At 71.2% G+C, this 19,765-nt stretch carries 24 protein-coding genes; 9 read left to right on the forward strand and 15 right to left on the reverse strand.

The genetic code is table 11. From position 1 onward, the window contains the following. Positions 1-112 precede the first annotated feature (112 nt). From rlmB to ACF07N_RS27530, 5 genes are all read right to left on the reverse strand, one after another. Positions 113-1,054 (reverse strand): 23S rRNA (guanosine(2251)-2'-O)-methyltransferase RlmB, encoded by a 942-nt coding sequence (rlmB, locus tag ACF07N_RS27510; protein ID WP_094055622.1) that lies wholly within the window; start codon positions 1,052-1,054, stop codon positions 113-115. Between the two features lie 107 nt (positions 1,055-1,161). Beyond that, on the reverse strand, positions 1,162-2,556 hold the full coding sequence (cysS, locus tag ACF07N_RS27515; protein ID WP_383335326.1) for a cysteine--tRNA ligase: 1,395 nt from the start codon (positions 2,554-2,556) through the stop codon (positions 1,162-1,164). Between the two features lie 56 nt (positions 2,557-2,612). Next, the gene (gene ispF, locus ACF07N_RS27520; RefSeq protein ID WP_383335324.1) at positions 2,613-3,107 is read right to left on the reverse strand and encodes a 2-C-methyl-D-erythritol 2,4-cyclodiphosphate synthase; all 495 of its coding nucleotides are present in this window, start codon (positions 3,105-3,107) and stop codon (positions 2,613-2,615) included. Continuing rightward, on the reverse strand, positions 3,097-3,861 hold the full coding sequence (ispD, locus tag ACF07N_RS27525) for a 2-C-methyl-D-erythritol 4-phosphate cytidylyltransferase (RefSeq protein ID WP_383335322.1): 765 nt from the start codon (positions 3,859-3,861) through the stop codon (positions 3,097-3,099). The genes ispF and ispD overlap by 11 nt, the downstream gene beginning before the upstream one ends. Before the next feature lie 316 nt (positions 3,862-4,177). After that, positions 4,178-4,660: a CarD family transcriptional regulator gene (locus tag ACF07N_RS27530; protein ID WP_003953493.1), complete on the reverse strand. Its 483-nt coding sequence runs from the start codon at positions 4,658-4,660 to the stop codon at positions 4,178-4,180. A 619-nt stretch (positions 4,661-5,279) separates the two neighbouring features. On the opposite strand from ACF07N_RS27530, the gene ACF07N_RS27535 reads away from it, so the two are divergent. Next, positions 5,280-5,966 (forward strand): DUF461 domain-containing protein, encoded by a 687-nt coding sequence (locus tag ACF07N_RS27535; RefSeq protein WP_383588170.1) that lies wholly within the window; start codon positions 5,280-5,282, stop codon positions 5,964-5,966. A 78-nt stretch (positions 5,967-6,044) separates the two neighbouring features. Here ACF07N_RS27535 and ACF07N_RS27540 read toward each other — a convergent pair whose 3' ends face one another. Further along, a complete protein-coding gene (locus ACF07N_RS27540; protein ID WP_030243122.1) occupies positions 6,045-6,725 on the reverse strand; it encodes a response regulator transcription factor in 681 nt (226 codons plus the stop codon). Continuing rightward, entirely contained in the window at positions 6,722-8,014 is a 1,293-nt protein-coding gene (locus ACF07N_RS27545; protein WP_383335318.1) for a sensor histidine kinase, read from the reverse strand. The genes ACF07N_RS27540 and ACF07N_RS27545 overlap by 4 nt, the downstream gene beginning before the upstream one ends. Before the next feature lie 246 nt (positions 8,015-8,260). On the opposite strand from ACF07N_RS27545, the gene phoU reads away from it, so the two are divergent. From phoU to ACF07N_RS27560, 3 genes are all read left to right on the forward strand, one after another. After that, positions 8,261-8,962 (forward strand): phosphate signaling complex protein PhoU, encoded by a 702-nt coding sequence (phoU, locus tag ACF07N_RS27550; protein WP_383335316.1) that lies wholly within the window; start codon positions 8,261-8,263, stop codon positions 8,960-8,962. A 139-nt stretch (positions 8,963-9,101) separates the two neighbouring features. Beyond that, positions 9,102-9,257, forward strand: a complete 156-nt coding sequence (locus ACF07N_RS27555) for a hypothetical protein (RefSeq protein WP_309097406.1) — start codon at positions 9,102-9,104, stop codon at positions 9,255-9,257. A gap of 155 nt (positions 9,258-9,412) precedes the next feature. After that, positions 9,413-9,664: an SCO4226 family nickel-binding protein gene (locus ACF07N_RS27560; protein ID WP_392117854.1), complete on the forward strand. Its 252-nt coding sequence runs from the start codon at positions 9,413-9,415 to the stop codon at positions 9,662-9,664. A 130-nt stretch (positions 9,665-9,794) separates the two neighbouring features. On the opposite strand, the gene ACF07N_RS27565 is transcribed toward ACF07N_RS27560, so the two are convergent. Both ACF07N_RS27565 and ACF07N_RS27570 read right to left on the reverse strand, forming a co-directional pair. Continuing rightward, positions 9,795-10,418, reverse strand: a complete 624-nt coding sequence (locus tag ACF07N_RS27565) for a DinB family protein (protein WP_392117857.1) — start codon at positions 10,416-10,418, stop codon at positions 9,795-9,797. A gap of 49 nt (positions 10,419-10,467) precedes the next feature. Further along, the gene (locus tag ACF07N_RS27570) at positions 10,468-11,055 is read right to left on the reverse strand and encodes a hypothetical protein (RefSeq protein WP_392117860.1); all 588 of its coding nucleotides are present in this window, start codon (positions 11,053-11,055) and stop codon (positions 10,468-10,470) included. Positions 11,056-11,438: 383 nt separating this feature from the next. Here ACF07N_RS27570 and ACF07N_RS27575 point away from each other — a divergent pair, with 383 nt between their 5' ends. After that, positions 11,439-11,948, forward strand: a complete 510-nt coding sequence (locus tag ACF07N_RS27575; protein ID WP_392117863.1) for an SUKH-4 family immunity protein — start codon at positions 11,439-11,441, stop codon at positions 11,946-11,948. A 24-nt stretch (positions 11,949-11,972) separates the two neighbouring features. Here the strand turns inward: ACF07N_RS27575 and ACF07N_RS27580 are convergent, their stop codons facing one another. Both ACF07N_RS27580 and ACF07N_RS27585 read right to left on the reverse strand, forming a co-directional pair. Next, positions 11,973-12,362 (reverse strand): transposase, encoded by a 390-nt coding sequence (locus ACF07N_RS27580; protein ID WP_392117866.1) that lies wholly within the window; start codon positions 12,360-12,362, stop codon positions 11,973-11,975. 114 nt (positions 12,363-12,476) lie between these two features. Further along, entirely contained in the window at positions 12,477-13,016 is a 540-nt protein-coding gene (locus ACF07N_RS27585) for a winged helix-turn-helix domain-containing protein (protein ID WP_392117869.1), read from the reverse strand. A gap of 484 nt (positions 13,017-13,500) precedes the next feature. On the opposite strand from ACF07N_RS27585, the gene ACF07N_RS27590 reads away from it, so the two are divergent. After that, positions 13,501-13,689: a hypothetical protein gene (locus tag ACF07N_RS27590; protein ID WP_392117872.1), complete on the forward strand. Its 189-nt coding sequence runs from the start codon at positions 13,501-13,503 to the stop codon at positions 13,687-13,689. Between the two features lie 86 nt (positions 13,690-13,775). Here ACF07N_RS27590 and ACF07N_RS27595 read toward each other — a convergent pair whose 3' ends face one another. Further along, positions 13,776-14,537, reverse strand: a complete 762-nt coding sequence (locus ACF07N_RS27595; RefSeq protein WP_383335866.1) for a phosphoglyceromutase — start codon at positions 14,535-14,537, stop codon at positions 13,776-13,778. Positions 14,538-14,712: 175 nt separating this feature from the next. Here ACF07N_RS27595 and ACF07N_RS27600 point away from each other — a divergent pair, with 175 nt between their 5' ends. Further along, entirely contained in the window at positions 14,713-16,005 is a 1,293-nt protein-coding gene (locus ACF07N_RS27600) for an MDR family MFS transporter (RefSeq protein ID WP_392117875.1), read from the forward strand. A 106-nt stretch (positions 16,006-16,111) separates the two neighbouring features. Then, positions 16,112-16,525, forward strand: coding sequence for a nuclear transport factor 2 family protein (locus ACF07N_RS27605; RefSeq protein ID WP_392117878.1), 414 nt, complete (start codon positions 16,112-16,114; stop codon positions 16,523-16,525). Positions 16,526-16,546: 21 nt separating this feature from the next. Here the strand turns inward: ACF07N_RS27605 and ACF07N_RS27610 are convergent, their stop codons facing one another. Then, positions 16,547-16,993, reverse strand: a complete 447-nt coding sequence (locus ACF07N_RS27610) for a DUF2000 family protein (protein ID WP_383335869.1) — start codon at positions 16,991-16,993, stop codon at positions 16,547-16,549. Between the two features lie 49 nt (positions 16,994-17,042). On the opposite strand from ACF07N_RS27610, the gene ACF07N_RS27615 reads away from it, so the two are divergent. Then, complete coding sequence (locus ACF07N_RS27615; RefSeq protein WP_392117881.1) at positions 17,043-17,861, forward strand: AraC family transcriptional regulator; 819 nt, start codon at positions 17,043-17,045, stop codon at positions 17,859-17,861. Here ACF07N_RS27615 and ACF07N_RS27620 read toward each other — a convergent pair. Then, positions 17,858-18,367 carry a YbjN domain-containing protein gene (locus ACF07N_RS27620; RefSeq protein ID WP_392117884.1) on the reverse strand — a complete coding sequence of 170 codons (510 nt, stop codon included), beginning with the start codon at positions 18,365-18,367 and terminating at the stop codon, positions 17,858-17,860. The two genes, ACF07N_RS27615 and ACF07N_RS27620, sit on opposite strands and share 4 nt — an antisense overlap. After that, positions 18,360-19,697 (reverse strand): D-inositol-3-phosphate glycosyltransferase, encoded by a 1,338-nt coding sequence (mshA, locus tag ACF07N_RS27625; RefSeq protein WP_383344787.1) that lies wholly within the window; start codon positions 19,695-19,697, stop codon positions 18,360-18,362. The genes ACF07N_RS27620 and mshA overlap by 8 nt, the downstream gene beginning before the upstream one ends. Between the last annotated feature and the right edge of the window lie 68 nt (positions 19,698-19,765).

Consider the following 19,765-nt stretch of genomic DNA (forward strand, 5'->3'; position numbering starts at 1 on the left):
GGGTTAGGACACTGCTTTGACCCGCCCTATCTGTCCGGACCCCGTCAAGCTTGTCCTCGTCGCCCCGATCACCCCGGAATTACCCCGCACGGGTGAGGTTCCGGACGCGTGTTCAGGCGCGTCGGCGGGCCGCCTCGTAGAGCACGATGCCCGCCGCCACACCGGCGTTGAGCGACTCGGCGCCGCCCGGCATCGGGATCCGCACCCGGAAGTCACAGGTCTCCCCGACCAGCCGGGACAGGCCCTTGCCCTCGCTGCCGACGACGATCGCGACCGGGCCCTCCAGGGCCTCCAGCTCGGTCAGTTCGACGTCGCCGTCGGCGGCGAGCCCGACGACCACGACACCGGCCTTCTTGTACGCCTCCAGCGCGCGCGTCAGGTTGGTGGCACGGGCGACGGGCGTCCGGGCGGCCGTACCGGCGGACGTCTTCCAGGCACCGGCCGTCATCCCGGCGGCCCGGCGCTCGGGCACCACCACGCCGTGTCCGCCGAACGCGGAGACGGACCGCACGACCGCGCCCAGGTTGCGCGGGTCGGTCACACCGTCCAGCGCGACGATCAGCGGGTCGGCGCCCTCGTCGGCGGCGGCGTCGAGCAGGTCCTCGGGGTGGGCGTACTCGTACGGCGGGACCTGGAGCACCAGGCCCTGGTGGTTCAGCCCGTTCGTCATCCGGTCGAGCTCGGGACGCGGCGCCTCCATGAGGTTGATGCCGCCGCGCTCGGCCGCGAGCTGCAGGGCCTCGCGCACGCGCTCGTCGTTGTCGATGAACTGCTGGACGTACAGCGTCGAGGCGGGCACGCCCTCGCGCAGGGCCTCGTAGACCGGGTTGCGGCCGACGACCAGCTCGGAGGCCGACTTGCCGCCGCGGCCGCGGGCCGCGGGGCGGCGCGAGGTCTGGCGCGCCTTGGCGTTCGCGAGCCGGTTCTTCTTGTGTCCCTTGCGCATCTCGGCGGGCGGGGTGGGGCCCTTGCCCTCCAGGCCCTTGCGCCGCTGGCCGCCACTGCCGACCTGCGCGCCCTTCTTGCCGGACATGCGGCGGTTGTTGGCTGCCATGACCTACCTGTCTCTGCTGTCGCCGTGAGGCGGTGAACTGCGTACGTCTATGAAGTGTGCCGCCCGGGGGCCCGGACGGCACAATCGATCTTCCGGCCGCGGCCGGGCTAGCGCGGGCCGAGGCTCCAGCGCGGGCCCTGCGGGCTGTCCTCGATGACCAGGCCGGACTGGCCCAGCTGGTCGCGGATGGCGTCCGCGGTCGGCCAGTCCTTGCGGGCCCGGGCGGCCTCGCGCTGGTCGAGGACCATGCGCACGAGCGTGTCCACCACGCCGTGCAGGTCCTCGCCGCGGTCGCCCTCCCCGGCCCACTGCGGGTCCAGCGGGTCGAGGCCGAGCACGCCGAGCATCGCGCGGACCTCGGCGAGCCGGGCCACGGCGGCTTCCTTGTCGTCGGCGGCCAGGGCGCTGTTGCCCTGCCGGACCGTGGTGTGCACGACGGCGAGGGCCTGCGGCACGCCCAGGTCGTCGTCCATGGCCTCGGCGAAGGCGAGCGGCACCTCGGCGGCCGGCTCGACGACGCCGGCCTTCTCCACCACGCGCTGCACGAAGCCCTCGATCCGCGCGAACGCCGACTCGGCCTCGCGCAGGGCCTCCTCGCTGTACTCGATCATCGAGCGGTAGTGCGGGGTGCCGAGGTAGTAGCGCAGCACGATCGGGCGCCAGCGCTTGACCATCTCGCTGACCAGGACCGAGTTGCCGAGCGACTTGGACATCTTCTCGCCGCTCATGGTGACCCAGGCGTTGTGCACCCAGTACTGCGCGAAGTCGTCGCCGTACGCCTTGGCCTGCGCGATCTCGTTCTCGTGGTGCGGGAAGACCAGGTCGAGGCCGCCGCCGTGGATGTCGAAGGCGGAGCCCAGGTACTTGTGGGCCATCGCCGAGCACTCCAGGTGCCAGCCGGGACGGCCGCGGCCCCAGGGCGTCTCCCAGTCGGGCTCGCCCGGCTTGGTCGCCTTCCACATGGCGAAGTCGCGCGGGTCGCGCTTGCCCGAGACGCCCTCGTCGGGCTGGCGCAGGTCGTCGATGTCCTGGTTGGACAGCGCCAGGTACTCCGGGAAGGAGCGGACGTCGAAGTAGACGCTGCCGTCGGCGACGTAGGCGTGCCCGCGCTCGATGAGGCCGCGCATCATCTCGACCATCTCGGTGATGTGGCCGGTGGCGCGCGGCTCGTAGGTCGGGGGCAGGCAGCCGAGGGCGCGGTAGCCGTCGTTGAACGCCCGCTCGTTCTCGTAGCCGATGGCCCACCAGGGGCGGCCCTGGTCGGCCGACTTGGCGATGATCTTGTCGTCGATGTCGGTGACGTTCCGCACGAAGGTGACGTCGTAGCCGCGGTACTCGAACCAGCGGCGCATGATGTCGAAGTTCAGACCCGAGCGGATGTGCCCGATGTGCGGGGCGGCCTGCACGGTGGCGCCACACAGGTAGATCGAGACACAACCCGGCTTGAGCGGGGCGAAGTCACGGATCTGCCGGGCGCTGGTGTCGTACAGGCGAATGGTCACGGTTCCTAGGGTAGTGGGCCGTGGGGGGGTGCGCGGCCCCGGCCGGCCCGGCTCGCTCAGCCGGCGCGCACCACCAGGGCCGTCGCCACCGCCATCAGGCCCTCCTCGCGTCCCGGGAAGCCCAGGCCGTCCGTGGTCGCGCCCGACACCGACACCGGGGCGCCGGCCGCCTCCGACAGGATCTTCTGCGCCTCGTCCCGGCGCTTGCCGATCTTCGGCCGGGGGCCCACCACCTGGACGGCGACGTTGCCGATGCGGAAGCCCGCCGCGCGCACGATCCGGGCCGCCTCGGTGAGCAGCGTGACCCCGGAGGCGCCCGACCACTCGGGGCGGCCGGTGCCGAAGTGCTGTCCGAGGTCGCCGAGGCCCGCCGCGGAGAACAGGGCGTTGCAGGCGGCGTGGGCGACGACGTCCGCGTCGGAGTGGCCCGCCAGCCCCGGGCCCTCGCCCTCCCACTTCAGGCCGGCGCACCACAGGTCGCGGCCCTCCTCGAAGGCGTGGATGTCGGTGCCGATGCCCACCTGGGGCAGCGGGAACGCCTCAGAAGCCATCGTTGAGCCTCCTGCGGGCCAGGACCGCCTCGGCGAGGACCAGGTCCAGCGGGCGGGTGACCTTGAAGGCCTCCTCGTGGCCGGGGACGGCCACGACCGTGAGGCCGAGCTGCTCGACCATGCCGGCGTCGTCGGTGACGTCACCGGTGACCGTCTCGTGCGCCCGGACCAGCGTGGCCCGGTCGAAGCCCTGCGGCGTCTGCACCGCCCGCAGCCGCGCGCGCTCCGGCGTGGCGATCACGGGCTCCGGCTCGCCGGGGGCCCGCGCGGGCTCGACCTGCTTGACCGTGTCGGCGAGCGGCAGCGCCGGAACCACGGCCGGGGCGCCGTCGCGCACGGCCTCGATCACGGCGTCGACCGTGTCGACCGGGACCAGCGGCCGGGCCGCGTCGTGCACCAGCACGATGTCGATGCCCTGCGGCAGCGCGTCCAGGCCGAGCTTCACGGACTCCTGGCGGCTCTGCCCGCCGGGGACCACGAGGAAGTCGGTCCGCTCGGGCAGCGTGTGCGCGTCGAGCAGCGACCTGACCTCGGCCGCGCCGTCGGGCGGGGCCACGACGACGACCAGGGAGACGGCGCGGGACGCGGCCATCGCGCGGACGGCGTGGATGAGCATGGGGGTGCCCCCCAGCACGCGCAGCGCCTTCGGAGCGCCCGGGCCGAGCCGTACACCACGGCCGGCGGCCGGGATCACGACCGCCGTACGGGCCGTCGCGGAGGCGGCGGGCGGCGAGGGAAGCGAATCGTCAGACATCGGTTCCTGTCAGGTTTGTGTGCTGGCCTGGCGTGGGTATGGCCTGGAGGAGTGCCGGGCGCGACGCGCTCGACCGGACCCTTCCGTGACGCTGGTCGAGCCGGCTGCCCGGGCCCGGCACGCCAAGCACCGGGTCGTGAGTGATAACACATCCCGGGAGACGGCGCACCGGCGAGAGCACGAACATGCCGCAGCGCCCGGCGACAAGGAATTCGTCATCGGGCACCGCGGCATTTCGATGTGCAGAGTTGATCAGCGCGGACGTGATCAGTCTTGACAGCTCAGTCTTGATCAGCAGAGCGCCGAGCGACTCACCTCAGGAGGCGAGAACCTCGTCGAGCAGGGCCTCGGCCTTGTCCTCGTTGGTGTTCTCCGCGAGCGCGAGCTCGCTCACCAGAATCTGGCGGGCCTTGGCGAGCATGCGCTTCTCACCGGCGGAGAGTCCGCGCTCGCGCTCACGACGCCACAGGTCACGCACGACCTCCGCGACCTTGATGACATCGCCGGAGGCGAGCTTCTCCAGGTTTGCCTTGTAACGACGGGACCAGTTCGTGGGCTCCTCGGCGTACGGCGCGCGCAGCACCTCGAAGACCCGGTCCAGCCCGTCCTGACCGACCACATCACGCACGCCGACGAACTCCGCATTGTCCGCTGGCACACGTACCGTCAGGTCACCCTGGGCGACCTTCAGCACCAAGTAGGTCTTGTCCACGCCTTTGATCTGGCGAGTTTCGATGGCCTCGATCAGCGCGGCCCCGTGATGGGGATAGACCACGGTGTCGCCAACCTTGAACGTCATGTGACAGGTACCCCTTCCGTGGCTATCCAGGGTAACACGGATACGGCGTCTTCTGAATGACGTTTTCGCAGGTCAGGGCATATCTCGGGGCTTGACAACTCCGACAGGAACGTGCTTCGGACAGCGAGCGGAGGAAGGTATTCGCAGGTGGGAGCGGCTCTCCGGGCCGAGTGAAACGCGTACGTTACACGCATCCGGCGGCCCCTCCGGGCGGCCGAAGAGCCTGAAATGTCCGGTTCCAAGTGATCGACTTCCGCTACTCCGTTCGGCGGCCCGAGCCGGCTTCCGGCCGATTCCGGAATTGATCACGCGCCTCCGGCGAGCCGCCGGTGATCGATTTTCCCGGGCCACGCGCGCATTCCTTCACGGAAGTTTTGCGGTACTGCCCGGGGCTCTTATGTGAATGCCGGACGAGCATCCGGCAATGTGACGTACGCGTCAGGCAATGTGACGCACGAGTCACTCGTGCCGCACGAGTCGCTGTGACGCAGGTGGGATCGGTGGCGCCGGGGGGTCGGGTGCGTCCACGCGGGAACGGCTCGGTAACCTAAGGCCCGCTGACAGACCCTTAGGGCGGCTTTATCGGCCGCTCCGTACGAGTCAAGGAGTTGCCGCCGCCGTGAGCAGCAGCCTTCGACGCGGCGCCCTCGCCGCTGCCGCCATCGCGTTCTCGGTCGCCTCGCTCGCCGCGTGCGGAGCCGGCCACAACGCCCAGACGCTGGAGATCAAGCCGGACAACGCGGCCACGAGCGTCGGCGACATCAAGATCCAGAACGCGATCGTGATCACGCAGCCCGACCTCGAGTCGACCGGCCCTGCCGCGATCTCCGCCACCTTCTTCAACGAGGGCCGCACCGACCAGACGCTGGAGTCCATCACCCTGCCCGGCACCGGCAAGACCGCCGAGCTGAAGCCGGCCAAGGGCGGCAGCCTGACCATCCCGGCCGGCGGTTCGCTGATCCTGGGCGGCAAGGACAACGCCACGGCCATGCTGCCGAGCAGCCGCGAGGCCGTGCGGGACGGCAACGCCCAGAAGGTCACCTTCACCTTCAGCAAGACGGGTGACGTGAGCCTGCGCGCGTTCGTCGTCCCGGCCGAGCACTACTTCAAGGAGTGGGGCCCGACCGAGGTCCCGGCCGCCCCGGGCGCCTCGGCCTCCCCGTCCGGCTCGGCGTCGGGCAGCCCCTCGGGTTCGCCGGCCGGCTCCGAGAGCCCCGCGGCGGGCGAGACCCCGGGCGGCGAGGAGTCGCCGGCCACGCCGACCGACGCCGCCTCCGCCAGCGCGACGGCCGGCGCCGGGCACTGACCCCCGCGCCACCGGCACCACGAAGGGCGGGACCTCTCCGGGAGAGGTCCCGCCCTTCGTCGTTCGTGCCGCGCCGGTCTACGGCTCGAACTTGTAGCCCAGGCCGCGGACCGTCACCAGGTAGCGCGGGGCCCCCGGGTCCGGCTCGATCTTGGCGCGCAGGCGCTTGACGTGGACGTCGAGGGTCTTCGTGTCACCGACGTAGTCGGCGCCCCAGACCCGGTCGATGAGCTGCATGCGGGTCAGCACGCGGCCCGCGTTGCGCAGCAGCATCTCCAGCAGGTCGAACTCCTTCAGCGGCAGGTCGATCTTGGTGCCGCCGACGGTGACCACGTGCCGGTCCACGTCCATGCGGACCGGGCCCGCCTCCAGGGCGGCCGGGGTCACCTCCTCCGGCTCGCCGCGGCGCCGCAGCACGGCGCGGATGCGGGCGACCAGCTCGCGCGAGGAGAACGGCTTGGTGACGTAGTCGTCGGCTCCTATCTCCAGGCCGACCACCTTGTCGATCTCGCTGTCCTTGGCGGTCACCATGATGACGGGGACGTTGGAGCGGCCGCGCAGCTGACGGCAGACCTCGGTGCCCGGCAGGCCGGGCAGCATCAGGTCGAGGAGGACGAGGTCGGCGCCGTTGCGCTCGAACTCGTCGAGTCCGTCGGGCCCGGTGGTCGCGACGGCGACCTCGAAGCCCTCCTTGCGGAGCATGTACGACAGGGCGTCGGAGAAGGACTCCTCGTCCTCGACGACGAGCACACGGGTCACGGAAGGACCTCCGGGGCGGGAAGCGTTTCGTACGCGGTGGAATCGGGGGATGTGGGGGTGGACCGCCCGGCCTCCTCGTCGAGGCCCGCGCCTCCAGCGCGTGTCTCCCGGGCGGTCTGCTGATGTGCGCGGTCGCGGGCCGTGGCGGCCTCGGGCAACCGCAGGGTGAAGGTGGAACCCTGGCCTTCGGCGCTCCACACGGTGACCTCCCCGCCGTGCGAGGCGGCCACGTGCTTCACGATCGCCAGGCCGAGACCCGTGCCACCCGTGGCACGGGAGCGGGCCGGGTCGACGCGGTAGAAGCGCTCGAAGATGCGCTCCTTGTCCTTCTCGGAGATGCCGATGCCCTGGTCGGTGACGGCGATCTCGATGTGCTCCCCGCCGGGCGCGTTCACCCTGCGGGCCGCTATGCCGACGCGGGTGCGGGCGGGCGAGTAGTTGACGGCGTTCTCGACGAGGTTGCCGAGGGCGGCCGCGAGCTGGCCGCGGTTTCCCCACACCCGCAGGTCGGCGGTGCCGCCGGCGGCCATGGTGATCTGCTTGGTGCCGGCCTGGTGCCGGCAGCGGTCGATGGCCTCGGCGACCAGTTCGTCGACGCGGACCGGCTCGGCGTCCTCCAGGGGGTCGTCGTTCTGCACCCGCGACAGGTCGATGAGCTCCTGCACCAGGTTGGTCAGCCGGGTCGCCTCGATCTGCATGCGCCCGGCGAACCGCTGCACGGCCTCGGGGTCGTCGGAGGCGTCCATGACGGCCTCGGACAGCAGCGACAGGGCGCCGACGGGCGTCTTCAGCTCGTGGCTCACGTTGGCGACGAAGTCGCGCCGGACCGCTTCGATGCGGCGGGCCTCGGTCAGGTCCTCCACGAGCAGCAGCACCAGCCGGGAGCCGAGCGGCGCGACCCGCGCGGAGACGGCCAGGGCCTCTCCGCGTCCGGTGCCGCGCCTCGGCAGATCCAGTTCGACCTGGCGTATCTCCCCGTCCCGGCGGGTGTCCCGGGCCATCTGCAGCATCGGCTCGACGGCGAGCTTGCCGCCGCGGACCAGACCGAGGGCGTACGCCGCCGAGCTGGCCTTCACCACGCCGTCGGCCTCGTCGAGGACCACGGCGGAGGACCTCAGGACCGACAGGACGGTGTCCACGCCCGGCGGGAGCACCGCGTCCGTGTGCAGGGAGCTGCGGGTCGGGCGCTTCTGCTCGCGCTCACTCCAGCGGAACGCCAGCATGGCGATGACGCCGGTGAGCACCCCGGCGATCGCTGCCACTGCGGCGACCGCCGCGTTCACGTCCATGCACCCAGGTTAGGCATGGCTCGGGCACCCTCCACAGCCGTCGGGCTGCGAGCTCGAACACTCGTCGCCCAGAGTTCACCTTGGAGCCAGTATTGGTTCATTTGGGATGCCGGAAACGGACGCGTACGGGCCGGAACGTGGGAGCGTGGGGTGCGGACCGTCACTCGTACGACGGTCGTACCGCCGGTTTGTCGGTGGGGGCCCGGCCCTTGAACCCCCGACTTGAACGCACGAGAGGGAACCCTGATGCGGGACGCGTACCACGAGGAACTGGACTCGATCGGCGACGGTCTGGTGGAAATGGCCCGGCTGGTCGGGTCGGCGATCGGGCGCGCCACGACCGCCATGCTCGACTCCGACCTGAAGCTGGCCGAGAACGTGATCGAGGCCGACCAGAGGGTCGACGAGCTCCAGCACGAGCTGGAGGCCCGGGCGATAGCCCTGCTGGCGCGGCAGCAGCCGGTCGCGACGGACCTGCGCATCGTCGTGACGTCGCTGCGCATGTCCGCCGACCTGGAGCGCTCGGGCGACCTCGCCCAGCACGTGGCGAAGCTGGCACGTCTGCGCTACCCGGACCGCGCGGTCCCGAGCGACCTGCACGCCACGATCCTGGAGATGGGCCAGCTCGCGCAGCGCCTGATGGCGAAGGCCGCCGAGGTGATCATCACCAAGGACGTCGACCTGGCGCTCCAGCTGGAGCAGGACGACGACGCGATGGACCTGCTGCACCGCACGCTCTTCCAGCACCTGATGGACGACCGCTGGAAGCACGGCATCGAGACGGCCGTGGACGTCACGCTGCTGGGCCGCTACTACGAGCGGTTCGCCGACCACGCGGTGTCGGTCGCCAAGCGCGTGGTGTACCTGGTGACGGGCGAGCACGCGGACGAGCTCCAGGCGGACGTGCAGCCGGAGATCCAGGCGGTGGCGGGGGCGGAGGGGGCCTGACCTCCGGGTCTGCCGGTTGCGGGGCGTGAAAAGGGCGGGCGGGGTTCCGCCCTGGCGCGCGGGCGCCTCCGTGCGCCGTTGATGCGCCCAGAGCACCGGGCGTCCAATGGGCACAGGCACCAGCCTCGAGGAGGGACCCATGGCCGAATCCCCCAGCACCGCGCCCGACCCCACGCAGCAGCGCGAGACCGAGCAGCCCGCCGAGCTCAGGAACCTGCCCCTGATCGCCGCGTGCGGCTGCGGCTCGGGCTGTGGCTGCGGGTGTCAGTCGGGCAGCCCCTGCCAGTGCGGCTGACGCCGGCACGTCGTTCGTACGACTCGCGGGGCCCCGGTGGTGAACCGGGGCCCCGCGGCGTTGCGGTCGCCCTCGGGGCGGTGCGGGCGGAGCATGGGGAGTACGGGGGTGAGGGTGACGGGCGTGGAGTGCCGTACGGGAAGGAGGCACGGGCCATGGCCAAGTTCATGGATGTCCACCACAGCATGAAGGGCATCACGGAGGACCAGCTGCGCGAGGCCCACGACGCGGACCTCGCCCTCCAGGGCGAGGAGCAGGTCAGCTTCGAGCAGGCCTGGGCGGACCCGGAGTCCGGGCTCGTCTACTGCCTCTCGGAGGCGCCGTCGGCCGAGGCGGTCCAGCGGGTGCACGAGCGGGCCGGGCACAAGGCGGACGAGATCCATCCGGTGCCGTTGACGGTGACCTGAGGTACGTGAGGTACGTGAGGTCCTCAGTACTCGAGTGGCCTGTGCGTGGCCTGCGGGGCAGGGCGCTGAGCGGTGACCGCCGGGTGTCGGCCGGGCGTCGGCCGGGTGTCGGCCGGGTCCCGGGTGTCCGTCACTGCCCGACGCGGCCGTCGATCCGCTCGCGCAGGAGGTCGGCGTGGCCGCAGTGGCGCGCGTACTCCGCTATGTGGGCCAGCAGGACGTCGCGCAGCTGGTGATGGCCGCCCGGCTCGGGACCGAGGTCGGAGAAACCGGCGTTGGTGGCGCCGAGGTCGGTGGCACCGGCCAGGTAGCGGTCCGTGCGTTCGGCTTCCGCGCGCCAGTGGTGCCAGGCGTCGTCCACGACCGACTGGTCGGGCAGCGCGCCGTGGAAGGCGGCGTCGCGGTCCTCCGCGGTGCGGTACAGGGCCGGGGCGTCCTCACCGGCCACGACACGACGGAAATGCCGTTCCCCGTCGGCCAGGTGCCGCACCAGCCCCAACAGGGACATCGAGGACGGCGGAACGGACCGCCGGGCCATCTGCTCGGCGTCCAGCCCCGCGCACTTCATCTCCAGGGTGAGGCGGTAGGTGCGCAAGTAGTCCAGCAGGAGGGCGTGTTCGCCGACGGGCTCGGCGCCGGTCCCGGCGCCGGTCTCGCGCGGATCGTCGTCGGGGTCGACCCACATGTCGGGGTAGACGGTCGATGCGGTCCACCGGGTCGTGCCGCGGTCGTCGGTGTGCTCGTCCGGGGTCATGGGGGCATGCTGGGGGGCGAGGGGGGCGTGCCGCCACCGAATTCCCGGCTCACCGATGATCGTCCGGGGAGGGAAAGCCCAACTCGTCCAGCAACGCGTCGAAGAGATCCTCCACGAAGGTCTCCTGGGAGCGCAGCAGTTCTTCAATCCGGGTCTGCCGCGCGGTGGCCGGGACGCCGGCCGTGGCGGCCCAGAGGAGGGCGCCCGCGGCGTCGGCCGGGACATCCGCCTCCAGCTCCGCGCGCTTGCGCTGCACGGCCTCGTCGCACTCCGGGGTCCCGAACCACAGGCTCATGTCGTCCACGTCGTCGGGTGCCTCGGTCAGGAGCGCGGCAACGCCGTCGAGGTTGAGCCACGCCTGCCACTGCCGCCCGTCGGTTCCCAGTCCGGTCACCAGGGCCGTGTCGCTGTCGGAGACGGCCGCGACACAGGCCGGTGCGCCGGTCCACCCGACCAGGGCGGACAGGTGCCCGTCCGCCCACAGCCCGGGTCCGAGCTGCAGCGTCTGCCACCCGCCCGGTCGCGGAGACCAGTCGTCCACGGCGTCCTTCAGCTCGTGATCGAGGCTGCCGAACACAGGCGCCTCCAGCAGCGGGTGCTCGCTGCGAGCAAAGACCAGGTGCCCCGAGAAGCCCACGGCAGTTCCCCCTTCGATACGGTGCGCGAAGCCTATGACCTGCCACTGACAGGGCGGGCTGGGACGGTCGGGCCGATGGCTGCGCCGGCGCGGGCGGGCTGCTGCGGGCGCCTGGGGGCGAGAGCGACGAGGTGCCTTACAGCAGGCGCCCGGCCTTCAGGTAAGGGTGGGGCGGCTGCTTGAAGTGCCACCCGTAGACTCCTGCCGCCGCCGGGACAGGACTCGGACGAACCAAGACCTCCTGCGCCGACCACAACTGGTCGGGACTGACGAGAGCGGTAGCTTCCACGGCATCTCCAGGCGCGCGACGGCTGATCGTCGCAGGCTACTGGTCGCCGCTGACAGAACGTTCCTGGCCCGCGCCTGCGTGACAGGATCCTCCTGTGAGCCAGTCCCTGCCGCAGTTGCCGAAGCCCGAGTTCGTCTCGATCGTCATCGAGGCGCCACCCGAGGTGCCCGCCCAGATTGCTGCCGGCCTCAGCGAGACCGGCGTCCCGGGCGGGTTGATCGGACACGAGTACCGGCCGATGAGCCAGCCGGTGCACTTCGGGGGGATCGGCGAACGGGGGCTGGTCGCCATCGCGACGAGTGGCCTGTTCGGACGCATCGCCATCGACGTGGCTAGTGGTTACGTGGTGCAGATTCCCAGTGTCGAGTCGACGACGGCCGGTCACGTGAACAGAGACCTCGACTCCTTCAACCGGTGCGTCGCGGCCGTGATCGCACGCTTCCCGTTCTATGCGGAGGGCGACGAGGAAAGGTGCGGAGAGGTGGCAGAAGAGCTGCGCGATCTCGTCTCCGGCATCGACAAGACCGCTCTTGCGGACAACGGATTCTGGGAGACCTTCTGCGACGACGTGGCGATGGGGGACTATGCGGACTGGGATGCGTGATCCGGAACCGGTCGCCGACATCGGTCACCCGTCCAGGCTCAGGCCGGTGGCAGCGATGCAGCCGTCGACGAGGTCAGGGCGGTACTGGATCTTCTTGAGCGGACATTTCACGGCCCTGGTGATCTCGCCGAGGTCCGCGGCGGCCAGGTTGCCCAAGTCGCGCTTCACCAGCGCCCAAAGGCCCTCGGTCGGATTGAGGTCAGGAGCGTAGGCCGGGAGCTGGAACACGGTCAGCCACTCGGCGTTCGCCTCGATGAACTCCTTCATGCCGATCGTCAGGTGGAGGCGGACGTTGTCCCAGACCAGCACGATCGGGCCCCCGAGCTGGATCCGGGCACGGACGACCAGGTCGCGGAAGTCGCGCCAGCCGAAGCCTTTCGGCTCGTCCTTGCGGCCCCGGTACTCTCGGATCACCGGCCCGGCTTGAGGCAGGCCATGCTTGCCATCGACACTCGCCCGGAGCCCCAGCACCTCACCCTCACGACCGGGTCTGTCCCATCCGGCCCCAGGTCCTGGCACGCGGCGGAGTCATCGACTGGCCGGCCTCGTCCTCGAAAACGATCCAGGCACCGCGCTCCGCCGCGGTGGTCTTACCCGCGGCCAGGTCTCCTTCTTCCACACCTCGACCGCGTCGTCATCGCGCTCGATGGCGCGCCGGGCCGGCTGATGCCAGCTCCAGCCGTGTCGCTTCAGCAGTCGCCAGGTGCCCTCGACGGTGCAGGAGACGTGGAACAGCCGACCGATCAACGTCTTGCTCCGCGCCAGCGCCCATCGCTGGTCCGCCCAGCCGTGGCCCAGCGGGCCACGCTCCAACTCCCGCTCCAGCCTGGCGATCTGCGTTTCGCTGAGCCGGGACCGCCCCGGAGAACCCTGCGACAGGACCCCGGCCTCGCCGCGCTCGCGCCAGGCCCGGCGCCACCGCTCCACCGACCGCTCGCTCAACCGCAGCACGGTGGCGATCTCGCGGTTCCTCTCCCTGCCCTCGAAGCGGACGACAGCCTGCAACCGGATTCGCTCCCGCGCGGCTCTCTCGGCGTCGGTCAGCCCACCGCCCTGCGCGTATCTCACCCCCCCCCGGAGCTACCGGAGCAAGCAGGTCGCTGTCAGGCGAACCGCCCCGACATCACTCAATCAAGTTCAGTAGTCAGGTTAGGCGTAGTCCGCTTGCAATCCGCTTCGCTATTCAGCGAAGCGGTATACGTGATAGCTGTCAGCGAAGAAATTAACAGGCTCGCTAGCTAACTTTCATGGAAGATAGATAAGCCACCTTTCAGGGCAGATAGATAAGTCATCGAGAGTACGCAGTCAGGAGGTTACTGCCGGGTAGCATTTCGAGGGAGAAGCCAGCTGACCTGGGAATATACTCCATCCGTGGATGATCTTGTTCCATCCATGGAAGGAAGGTAGCCGCACCGCCCAAGAAGGACTTTCGCATCCTGGGCGGCAGCTGGGGCGATACCCAAGGAAGACGCTTAGCAGGCCATTTGTGATGCACCCTCAGAAGAGGGTAGCGTCCTGCCTGCTGAATGGTGAGAGCCACCCCGGGCAGGGGGTGGCTCTCGTCTCCATCGGCGCATTGCAAAAGATCCGTAGCAGGATGCCGATTCCGTTCATCTTCGTCGGCGGCGCGATCGGCGCCCTCGGCGTTTGGTCCGCAGCACCGATGGCGGCCGCTGCCATGATGGCGTTCTTGGCGGCCTTCCAGGTGAAGGTCGAGATCCTGACGAAGCCTCGCTCATGATCGAAGACGGCCCAGCGACGGCCCAGAGGTGACGAAAGCCCCCTGCCGACGGAGAACCCGCAGGCAGGGGGCCTGTTCGTGGGCGCTTACTTCTTCTTCCCCTGGTTCTTGACCGCCTCGATCGCCGCCGCGGCCGCCTCCGGGTCCAGGTACGTGCCGCCCGGGTTCACCGGCTTGAAGTCGGCGTCCAGTTCGTAGGAGAGCGGGATGCCCGTCGGGATGTTCAGGCCCGCGATGTCCGCGTCGGAGATGCCGTCCAGGTGCTTGACCAGGGCCCGCAGGGAGTTGCCGTGGGCGGCGACCAGGACCGTGCGGCCGGTCAGCAGGTCGGGGACGATCGCGTCGAACCAGTACGGGAGCATGCGGACGACGACGTCCTTCAGGCACTCCGTGCGCGGGCGCAGCTCCGGCGGGAGGGTCGCGTAGCGCGGGTCGGCGAACTGGGAGTACTCGGCGTCGATGTCCAGCGGCGGCGGCGGGGTGTCGTAGGAGCGGCGCCACAGCATGAACTGCTCCTCGCCGAACTCGGCGAGGGTCTGCGCCTTGTCCTTGCCCTGGAGGGCGCCGTAGTGGCGCTCGTTCAGGCGCCAGGAGCGGTGGACCGGGATCCAGTGGCGGTCCGCGGCCTCCAGCGCCAGCTGGGCCGTGCGGATCGCGCGCTTCTGGAGGGACGTGTGGACCACGTCGGGCAGCAGGCCGGCGTCCTTGAGCAGCTCACCGCCGCGGACCGCCTCCTTCTCGCCCTTCTCGTTGAGGTTCACGTCCACCCAGCCGGTGAACAGGTTCTTCGCGTTCCACTCGCTCTCGCCGTGGCGGAGGAGGATCAGCTTGTACGGTGCGTCGGCCATGCCTCAGAGCGTAATCCACGCTTTCGCCCGTTCGCGTGGCTGCCCGGCAGGCGGACGTTTGACGGGATCTGTTAATTGAGTGGCCCCCGACAAGCGCCCGATCGTAACGTGCGCCTACTGCCAGCGCCGCTTACATCTCGGTGCCGTCCGCATCCTGTCGCCTCCGGGGGAGACCATGCCGTACGCCCTGCGTGCCCGACGTGCCGTCCGGGAGACGGTCTCAGGTCTGCCCCGGGAGTTCTGGTGGCTGTGGACCAGCACGCTCGTCAACCGGCTCGGCGCCTTCGTCGCGACCTTCATGGCGCTGTACCTGACCCTCGACCGCGGCTACTCCGCGACCTACGCCGGTCTGGTCGCCGCCCTGCACGGGCTCGGCGGCGTGATCTCCTCACTCGGCGGCGGTGTGCTGACCGACCGGCTGGGGCGGCGCCCGACGCTGCTGATCGCGCAGGTCTCGACCGCCCTCTCCGTCGCCCTGCTCGGTTTCGTGCGCGACCCGGTCGCGATCGCCGGCGTCGCCTTCCTCGTCGGCATGGCGAGCAACGCCTCGCGCCCGGCCGTGCAGGCGATGATGGCCGACATCGTCCGGCCCGAGGACCGCATCCGCGCCTTCTCCCTCAACTACTGGGCCATCAACCTGGGGTTCGCCGTCTCCTCGATGGGCGCCGGGTTCATCGCCGAGGTGAGCTACCGCGCCGGTTTCCTCATCGAGGCCGCGATGACGATGGTCTGCGCGGTCCTCGTCTTCCTGCGGCTGCCGGAGTCCAGGCCGGCCGAGCCGGTGAAGACCGCCGCGGGCTCCGGCAGTTCGGTCGGCCTGGGGACCGTACTGCGCGACGGGCGCTTCATGGGCGTCGTCGGGCTGTCCTTCCTCATCGCGCTGATCTTCCAGCAGGGGGCGGTGGGACTGCCCGTGGCGATGGGCGCGGCCGGGTTCACTCCGGCCGAGTACGGCATGGCGATCGCCGTCAACGGCGTGCTGATCGTCGTGCTCCAGATCCCGGTCACCCGCTTCATCGAGCACCGCGACCCGCGCCGGCTGCTCGTCGTCTCGTCCCTCCTGGCCGGGTACGGCTTCGCGCTGACCGCCTTCGCGGGGTCGGTCGGGGTCATCGCGCTGACGGTGTGCGTGTGGACGCTCGCCGAGATCGTGAACGCGCCGACCCAGACCGGCCTCGTCGTACGGCTGTCCCCGACCCACGGGCGTGGGCGCTACCAGGGCATGTACACCATGTCCTGGTCCGTCGCGGCCCTCGTCGCCCCGCTGCTGTCCGGGTTCGTGATCGACCGGTACGGGGCGGAGTGGCTGTGGGGGTTCTGCGCGGTGGTGGGGACGGTCGCCGGCGCGGGGTACGGCGTGCTGATGCGGCGGCTTCCGCAGGACGTGGCCGGGGTGGAGGCCGACGCCGTGCCGGTGCAGCCCGCGCAGGGGCCCGTGCGGCAGCAGCCCGAGGTGGGGGCGGGGTGAGCGGCGGCGGCCCGGCGGGGCAGCCGCGCGGCGTCCTTCCCGGTGCGGCGGCGTCTTACCTCCGACGTAATCGACGGCCGGCTCCCCGACCGGCCAGGCTGGCCCCATGACGACCACCGCAGAAGACACCCGCTCCACCGTGCAGGAGTTCCTCCGGCTCCGGCTCGCCGGCGACACCGAAGGGCTCACCGCGCTGTTCGCCGACGAAGTCGACTGGATGCTCGCCGAGAACCCCGTCGTGCCCTGGATCCGGCCCCGGTCGACGGCCGCCGAGTGTGCCGCCCAGGGCGAGGAGCTGGCGCGGTACACCGTCCCCGAGGACGCCCGCGCGTCCGTCGACACCTTCCTCGTCGACGGGGCCGATGCCGTGCTGATGGGGCATCTCGCCGGGACCGTCCGGGCGACGGGGAAGTCCTTCTCCGGGCCCTTCGCCCTGCGGCTCACCGTGGAGAACGGCCGGATCACCCGGCACCACCTCTACGAGAACAGCGTGTCGATCGCGGCCGCCTGCACTCCGTGAGGCGGCCGCCCGCCCCGCCGCTCAGGGGTGCATGCGCGCCCCCTTCACCACCTTGTCCACCGCGTTCCTCGGGCCGTACACAGCGAGCCCCACCAGGTCCAGTTCCGCCGTCGGCACCGCCCGTACGGCCGCGCGGTTGTCGCGGTCGTTGCCCGTGGCGAAGAGGTCGGAGGTGAAGACCGAGCGGGGCAGGGAGCGGGACAGGGCGCGGGTGTGGGCCGTGGTGAGGACCTCCTTCGTGGCCTCGAAGACCAGCACCGGCTGACGGAACATCGGCAGGTAGGGCACACCGTCCGCGTCCTCGTACGGGTCCCCGATCACCTCGGGGATCTGTGTCCCCAGGCCGCTGACCAGGAACGACGTGACGTTGAGGCGCTGCCAGGGCTCCAGGTCGGCGCGCAGCAGCACGGCGATCTTCGTGTCGAAGCGGATGGGCTCCGGCCCCGCGGGTTCGGTGATCGTGTTCATGATGCGAGCGTGCCCGGCGGTCCCGGACCGGGTCTTGTACGTTCTTTGCATGGCCTCACAGCCCGCCCGCACGACCCCGGACCGGCAGCGGGTCGTCTCCGCCTGGCGGCCGGCCGTCCCGGGGGTCGTCGAGGTGTTCCACGCCCGGTTCACCGAGTACGCCTATCCGATGCACGTCCACGACGCCTGGACGCTGCTGATAGTCGACACCGGCGCCGTACGGTACGACCTGGACCGGCACGAGCACGGCACTCCGCACGACACCGTCTCGCTGCTGCCGCCGCACGTGCCGCACAACGGCTCCCCCGTCACCGAGGAGGGCTTCCGCAAGCGGGTGCTGTACCTCGACGGCACGTATCTCGGGCACGAGCTCATCGGGGCCGCCGTCGACCGGCCCGATCTGCGCGACCCGCTGCTGCGGCGGCGCGTCGGCCAGGTGCACGGGGCGCTGGGCCGGCCCGGGGAGGAACTGGAGGCCGAGAGCAGGCTGACGTTCATCGGGGAGCGGCTGCGGGACCATCTGCGGGGCGAGGACGGCAGGCCCCGCCCGGCCGACCCCGTGCTCGCCCGCCGGCTGCGCGAGCTGCTGGACGAGCGGGTCGTCGAGGGCGTCGGGCTGCGGGAGGCCGCCGGGCTCCTGGGCGCCCATCCGGCCCACCTCGTACGGGCGTTCAGCACCGCCTACGGCATCGCCCCGCACCAGTACCTGACGTCCCTGCGCGTGGGCCGCGCACGCCGGCTGCTGCTGGAGGGCCGGTCACCGAGCGAGGTCGCGGTGGCGGCCGGGTTCTACGACCAGTCCCATCTCACCCGGCACTTCAGGAAGCTGGTGGGCGTCCCGCCGGGGAGGTACCGGGCGGCCCGCTAGCGCTCCGGGCGCCGTGTCAGGTGGGCGAAGGCGTCGAGGTTGCGCGTGGACTCGCCCCGGGACACCCGCCACTCGTACTCCTTGCGGATCGCCGAGGCGAAGCCCAGTTCCAGCAGGGTGTTGAAGCTGCCGTCGGCGGCCTGGAGGACCTGGCCGAGCAGGCGGTCGATCTCCTCGGCGGTGACGGCGGGCAGGGAGAGGCGGCCGGTGACGTAGACGTCGCCGTGCTGGTCGACGGCGTAACTCACGCCGTACAGCTTGAGGTTGCGTTCCAGCAGCCAGCGGTGGACGCCCTGCTCGTTCTCGTCGGGGTGGCGGATGACGAAGGCGTTCAGCGACAGGGAGTGGCGGCCGACGATGAGGGAGACGGTCGTCTTCAGCTTGCGGATGCCGGGCAGTTGCGCGACGTACGTGCCGGGCTGCGGACTCTCCCACTCCAGGCCGGCGTCCTTCAGCACTCCCTCGATGACCTGTGCCGCGCGCTGTTCCAGCTCGGTTTCACCCATGCAGCGAGCGTACGCGACGGCGGTGCGCGGCCACCGCGGCCGTGTAGACGTCGGCGGTCGCGGCCGCCGCGGTGTCCCAGCCGAAGGACTGGGCGTGGCGGGCGGCCTGGCCGCCGAGCCGGGGCGTCAGGTGCGGGTCGTCGGCGAAGGCGCCCAGCACGCGCGCGTAGTCGGCCGGGTTGTGGCCGCGGACGAGGAAGCCGGTGTGGCCGTCCCGCACGGCGACGGGCAGGCCGCCGACGGCCGCCGCGAGCACGGGCGTGCCGGTGGCCTGCGCCTCTATGGCGACCAGGCCGAAGGACTCGCTGTAGGACGGCATCACCAGCACGGAGGCGGCGCGGAACCAGTCCGCGAGCTGCTCCTGGCCGACCGGCGGGCGGAACCGTACGACGTCCGCGATGCCGAGGCGCGCGGCGAGCTTCTGCAGGCCCTCGGGCTTGGCGAGGCCGCTGCCGCTGGGGCCGCCGACGACCGGCACGAGGATGCGCGAGCGCAGCTCGGGGCGCTCGTCGAGCAGGACGGCCACGGCGCGCAGCAGCACGTCGGGGGCCTTCAGGGGCTGGATGCGGCCCGCGAAGAGCGGGATCAGGGCGTCCTGGGGCAGACCGAGGCGGGCCCGGGCGGCGGCGCGGCCGTCGGCGGGCGAGAAGCGGCGGAGATTCACGCCGGGGTGGACCACGGCGACCTTGCCGGGGTCGGCCGCGTAGTGCCGCACGAGTTCGTCGGCCTCTTCGGTGGTGTTGGCGATGAGCCGGTCGGCGGCGTCGACGATCTGGGTCTCGCCGATGACGCGGGCGGCGGGCTCGGGGGTGTCGCCGTCGGCCAGGTTGGCGTTCTTGACCTTGGCCATGGTGTGCATGGCGTGCACCAGCGGGACGCCCCAGCGCTGGGCGGCGAGCCAGCCGACGTGGCCGGAGAGCCAGTAGTGGGAGTGGACCAGGTCGTAGTGGCCGGGGCGGTGACCGGCCCAGGCCTGCATCACGCCGTGCGTGAAAGCGCACAGCTGGGCGGGGAGGTCCTCCTTGTTGAGGCCCTCGTAGGGTCCGGCGTCGACGTGCCGGACGAGCACGCCCGGGGCCAGTTCGACGGTGGGCGGCAGGGCGGCGGCGGTCGCGCGCGTGAAGATCTCGACCTCGATGTTGATCGCGGCGAGGCGCTGCGCGAGCTCCACGATGTAGACGTTCATGCCGCCGGCGTCGCCGGTGCCCGGCTGGTGGAGCGGGGAGGTGTGCACGGAGAGCATGGCGACCCGGCGGGGCCTGCGGTGCAGCCGGAGCCGCGCGGGCGAGGACGCCGAACGCCGCCCGAGCCTGCCGATGTACTGGCTCACGTGGCGTTCCTCCTCGCTCCGGGCATGCCTTTCGCAGGGCGCACGGTGCCCTCCGACGTGGTCCAACA

Origin of the sequence: Streptomyces sp. NPDC015242, from assembly GCF_043079125.1 — a bacterium.
Lineage (GTDB): Bacteria > Actinomycetota > Actinomycetes > Streptomycetales > Streptomycetaceae > Streptomyces.

What these genes read in the sequence shown, in the direction of transcription:
- ispD (WP_383335322.1), bottom strand. Translation starts at nt 3,861, where the DNA reads ATGTCTGACGATTCGCTTCCCTCGCCGCCCGCCGCCTCCGCGACGGCC.
- ACF07N_RS27610 (WP_383335869.1), bottom strand. Translation starts at nt 16,993, where the DNA reads ATGAACACGATCACCGAACCCGCGGGGCCGGAGCCCATCCGCTTCGAC.
- ACF07N_RS27555 (WP_309097406.1), top strand. Translation starts at nt 9,102, where the DNA reads ATGGCCGAATCCCCCAGCACCGCGCCCGACCCCACGCAGCAGCGCGAG.
- ACF07N_RS27560 (WP_392117854.1), top strand. Translation starts at nt 9,413, where the DNA reads ATGGCCAAGTTCATGGATGTCCACCACAGCATGAAGGGCATCACGGAG.
- ACF07N_RS27545 (WP_383335318.1), bottom strand. Translation starts at nt 8,014, where the DNA reads ATGGACGTGAACGCGGCGGTCGCCGCAGTGGCAGCGATCGCCGGGGTG.
- ACF07N_RS27620 (WP_392117884.1), bottom strand. Translation starts at nt 18,367, where the DNA reads ATGGGTGAAACCGAGCTGGAACAGCGCGCGGCACAGGTCATCGAGGGA.
- ACF07N_RS27600 (WP_392117875.1), top strand. Translation starts at nt 14,713, where the DNA reads ATGCCGTACGCCCTGCGTGCCCGACGTGCCGTCCGGGAGACGGTCTCA.
- phoU (WP_383335316.1), top strand. Translation starts at nt 8,261, where the DNA reads ATGCGGGACGCGTACCACGAGGAACTGGACTCGATCGGCGACGGTCTG.
- ACF07N_RS27565 (WP_392117857.1), bottom strand. Translation starts at nt 10,418, where the DNA reads ATGACCCCGGACGAGCACACCGACGACCGCGGCACGACCCGGTGGACC.
- ACF07N_RS27530 (WP_003953493.1), bottom strand. Translation starts at nt 4,660, where the DNA reads ATGACGTTCAAGGTTGGCGACACCGTGGTCTATCCCCATCACGGGGCC.
- ACF07N_RS27595 (WP_383335866.1), bottom strand. Translation starts at nt 14,537, where the DNA reads ATGGCCGACGCACCGTACAAGCTGATCCTCCTCCGCCACGGCGAGAGC.
- rlmB (WP_094055622.1), bottom strand. Translation starts at nt 1,054, where the DNA reads ATGGCAGCCAACAACCGCCGCATGTCCGGCAAGAAGGGCGCGCAGGTC.
- ACF07N_RS27605 (WP_392117878.1), top strand. Translation starts at nt 16,112, where the DNA reads ATGACGACCACCGCAGAAGACACCCGCTCCACCGTGCAGGAGTTCCTC.
- ispF (WP_383335324.1), bottom strand. Translation starts at nt 3,107, where the DNA reads ATGGCTTCTGAGGCGTTCCCGCTGCCCCAGGTGGGCATCGGCACCGAC.
- ACF07N_RS27615 (WP_392117881.1), top strand. Translation starts at nt 17,043, where the DNA reads ATGGCCTCACAGCCCGCCCGCACGACCCCGGACCGGCAGCGGGTCGTC.